3 protein-coding genes and 1 rRNA gene are annotated in these 3,898 nt (G+C 30.5%); all 4 read left to right on the forward strand.

All coding sequences use genetic code 11. From position 1 onward, the window contains the following. Window positions 1-91, forward strand: a 5S ribosomal RNA gene (rrf, locus tag OIO11_RS11840); the annotation flags it as partial. Between the two features lie 207 nt (window positions 92-298). After that, complete coding sequence (locus tag OIO11_RS11845) at window positions 299-1,210, forward strand: hypothetical protein (RefSeq protein WP_268071676.1); 912 nt, start codon at window positions 299-301, stop codon at window positions 1,208-1,210. 100 nt (window positions 1,211-1,310) lie between these two features. Further along, a complete protein-coding gene (locus OIO11_RS11850; RefSeq protein ID WP_268071677.1) occupies window positions 1,311-2,054 on the forward strand; it encodes an NAD-dependent protein deacylase in 744 nt (247 codons plus the stop codon). Window positions 2,055-2,254: 200 nt separating this feature from the next. Beyond that, on the forward strand, window positions 2,255-3,619 hold the full coding sequence (locus OIO11_RS11855; protein ID WP_268071678.1) for a sodium-dependent transporter: 1,365 nt from the start codon (window positions 2,255-2,257) through the stop codon (window positions 3,617-3,619). Window positions 3,620-3,898: the final 279 nt, after the last annotated feature.

A 3,898-nucleotide genomic window follows, 5' to 3' on the forward strand; every position in this document is an offset into this window, starting at 1 on the left:
ACCCGTTCCCATTCCGAACACGAAGGTTAAGCTTCAAAGCGCCGATGGTACTGCACTGGAGACGGTGTGGAAGAGTAGGTCGCCGCCGGGTAAGATAAAAGCACTAAGCAGAAGCTTAGTGCTTTTTTATTTTTTTGTTTTTTAAGGCGAATTTCAATAATGTTTTGTTGTGGATGTATCAAATAGTGGAATCTAATATAAATTAGTGGGATTGAATAAATTTTCGAATTTATCTTTTATCTTTTGGAAATAATACTTTGTGGACTAAAGTATTATTTTAGTTAAAGGAGAGATAAATATGTTTAAAAATTTGACGAAAGCTATTGTTATAGCTTTAATGATTTCAACTGCATTAAGTGGCTGTAGTCAAGCAACTATGTCTTCACAGCATTTAGAAATGATAAGAGAGTCAAAGAAATCTCAAGGGGTTGAAGATGTAGTAAAAGAATTTCTTCCCAAAGATATGAGGCTTTCACCACCAACCTATTCTAAAAGAGCAAAATCTATTATAAAGAAAGATATAGATGGTGATGGAAATAAAGAAATATTATTTACTTTTAAATCAGAAAAAAATAATGATAAAGGTGGAATAATTGTATTAAAAGAAAAAAACAATACATGGAAAAAGATATTAGAGAGTCATGGACAGGGAAAGATTGTTTATAGAATAGATTTTGAGGATTTAGACAGAGAGAGAAATAAGGAGTTGTTAGTAAGTAATTCAGCAGGAATTTCCGCAGGGAATGTTTTAAACATATATGTATATGATAAAAATACAGATAAGTTTAAAATAATAGGTACAGAGGGGTATCATAAAATATACATAAAGGATATGCCAGACAATAAAGGTAAGTCTGATGGAAGAGTTGAAATTGCATTATGGAAGAAATATACTGGTGATGCATATGAAGTACAGGTTTTAAAATACGATGGCAAAAAATTAGTTCCTGCTAAGGAAGTATATCCATATTACTACAATAAGGTTATTGATTATTATAAATCCAAATTAAGAAAAGATGAGTATAAGAATAGTGCAATTATGTGGTATTTTTTAGTTGATGCTCAAGTTAAAGCTAATAAACCTAAGGAAGCATTAGATTCCATAGAAAAGATTAAAAAGCTTAATGCAAAAGAATACTCAAACCTTTCAACTAAGTTTTCTAAGCTTCAAAATCAAGCTGAAGCAGAGTTGCAAAATGCAATTCAATAAATGTAAATAGAAAGTGGTTTAAAATAGATGTGTTACAAGCATAATGCTGCATATCTATTTTTTTCATGTATAATTATAATTAGTAAATTTTATTTAGGAGTTGATAAAAATGGATAAAATAAATATGCTTAAGAAAATGGTAGATGAAAGCTCTAATATAGTTTTCTTTGGAGGTGCTGGGGTTTCTACTGAAAGTAATATTCCTGACTTTAGGTCTGAATCAGGTTTATATAAAACAAAAAATAATTTTTCATATCCACCTGAAGTTATGTTGAGCCATAGCTTTTTTATGAAGCATACAGAAGACTTTTTTGATTTTTATAAAACTAAAATGATTTATAGAAATGCAGAACCTAACCATGCCCACAAAGCTCTTGCTGAACTTGAGAAAATAGGGAAGCTAAAGGCTGTTATAACTCAAAATATTGATGGACTGCATCAAATAGCAGGTTCTAAAAATGTTCTGGAGCTTCATGGATCAGTTCATAGAAATTATTGTATGAAGTGCAATAAGAGTTTTGATTTAGAGTATATTATGAATAGTAATGAATTAACACCTGTCTGTGATAAGTGTGGAGGAGTTGTTAAACCAGATGTAGTTTTATATGAAGAAGGATTAGACATGGATACCCTTAATAGAGCAGTATATCACATAAAACAGGCAGATATGCTTATTGTTGGGGGAACATCCTTGGTTGTATACCCAGCAGCAGGGTTAATCGAGCATTTTAATGGAAAAAACTTAATTCTAATAAACAAGGCTTCAACGGCTTATGACAATAGTGCAGATTTAGTTATTAATGATAGCATAGGAAAGGTATTAAAAGCAGTTATTGGGGAATAATAGTATAGGATGTATTATAATATAATGTATTTTAGTTAATATTATAATAAGTAAGTATAAGGGGAAGAATATAATAATTATACTCTAACCCCTTACTTTTTATAATCATCTGTTGTATACTATTGAGGTGTAATTTACAATGTGTTAACATAGTGTAATTTACATCTCAACAGTAGAATAGCAGAATGGAAGGTGTACAAATGAAAAAGAACAAAAAGCGAGAAGGATTTTCTTCTGGACTTGCAGCATTTTTTGCTACATTAAGTTCAGCAGTAGGCTTGGGAAATATATGGAAATTTCCATATGTAGTTGGAAAAAATGGAGGGGCTGCATTTTTATTAGTTTATTTTATCTGCATTATTTTTGTTGGTCTTCCTGTAATGGTTAGTGAATTTTTTATTGGAAGAAAAGCAAGAAAAAATGTTATGGGTGCAGTTAAAGAATTAAATTCTCAAAAGAAATGGAGAAGCATAGGTATTATAGGTATTTTAGGTGGATATTTCATAATGTTTTTCTATACTGGTGTTGCAGGATGGGTGTACTCTTATGTATTTAAAATTATAAGAGGAGATTTTAACGGATCTACGGCAGAATCAGTTCAACAGCAGTTTGCTACAACTACAGTAGGACCAATTGCACCAGTAATATGGCAAATTATAGTTATAACTGTAGTATCTATAATTTTGATAGGTGGAGTTAAAAATGGTATTGAAAGAATAACAAAAACTCTTATGCCTGTTTTATTTATTTTAATTCTAGTATGTGATATTAGAGCACTAACTCTTCCAGGAGTTAAGGAAAGCTTTAATTTCTTATTTAAGCCGGATTTCAGTCACTTAACTAGACAGGGAATACTTATTGCTATGGGATTGGCATTTTTCAAACTATCCTTAGGCATGGGAACAATGGTTACATATGGAAGTTATTTTACAGAGGAAGATAATATGTTTGGAACGGCTACTAAGGTAGCTATATCTGATACTATAGTTTCTCTTCTTGTAGGAATAGCAGTTTTTTCAGCAGTATATACATTCAACATGGCTCCTTCAAGTGGACCAAGACTTTTATTTGTAACAATACCACTAGTATTTTCAAAAATACCTTTTGGTAAGTTTTTGATTCTTGCATTCTTTATCTTAGCTTCAATTGCAGCTACTACAGCTACTATGTCTATGTTTGAAGTACTAATTGCTTACTATACAGAACAAAAAGGAATGTCAAGAAAGAAGACTATCATATTAAATGCAATATTATTAGCATTTATTGGAGCTTTTTCAACCCTTTCAGTAGGAGAAACAGCTTTATTAGCAAATGTAAAGATATTTGGAAAAGGCATATTCGATTTGTTTGACTTTATGTCTTCAAATATTCTTCTACCTATAGGCGGCTTATTAATAGCACTTTTAGTTGGATATGCAGTACCAAAGGATGAGATAAAACAAGAGCTTTCTAATAATGGTAAGCTTAAGAATGAAAAAATTATAGATTTCTATTATATTGTATTAAGATATGTGACACCGTTACTGCTTATAGTTGTATTCTTATCTTCACTAGGAATCTTTTAAGAAAATTGCTTCGTAATTTTCTTAGGTACTAGGAAGAAGGTGCTAGGTACTAGGTAAGGAAAATTGTCTTCCTTAGGTAAGAAAATCTTTAATGTCTAAATATAAAAATCCTAATAAAAAATAAATTTTCATTAGGATTTTTATATTTAGAATCTCAACTTTCGCACTACGAAAAAGCTAGTTTTTCCTTGATAAAACTAGGTAATGTAGATATAAAATAGTCTAAAAAATCGTTGATTTGAGTTTTTGTAAGCGATAGCTTTTCATATAGTGCAGACT

This window comes from Clostridium sp. ZS2-4 (assembly GCF_026719745.1).
In the GTDB taxonomy this organism is placed as follows: Bacteria; Bacillota; Clostridia; order Clostridiales; family Clostridiaceae; genus Clostridium_H.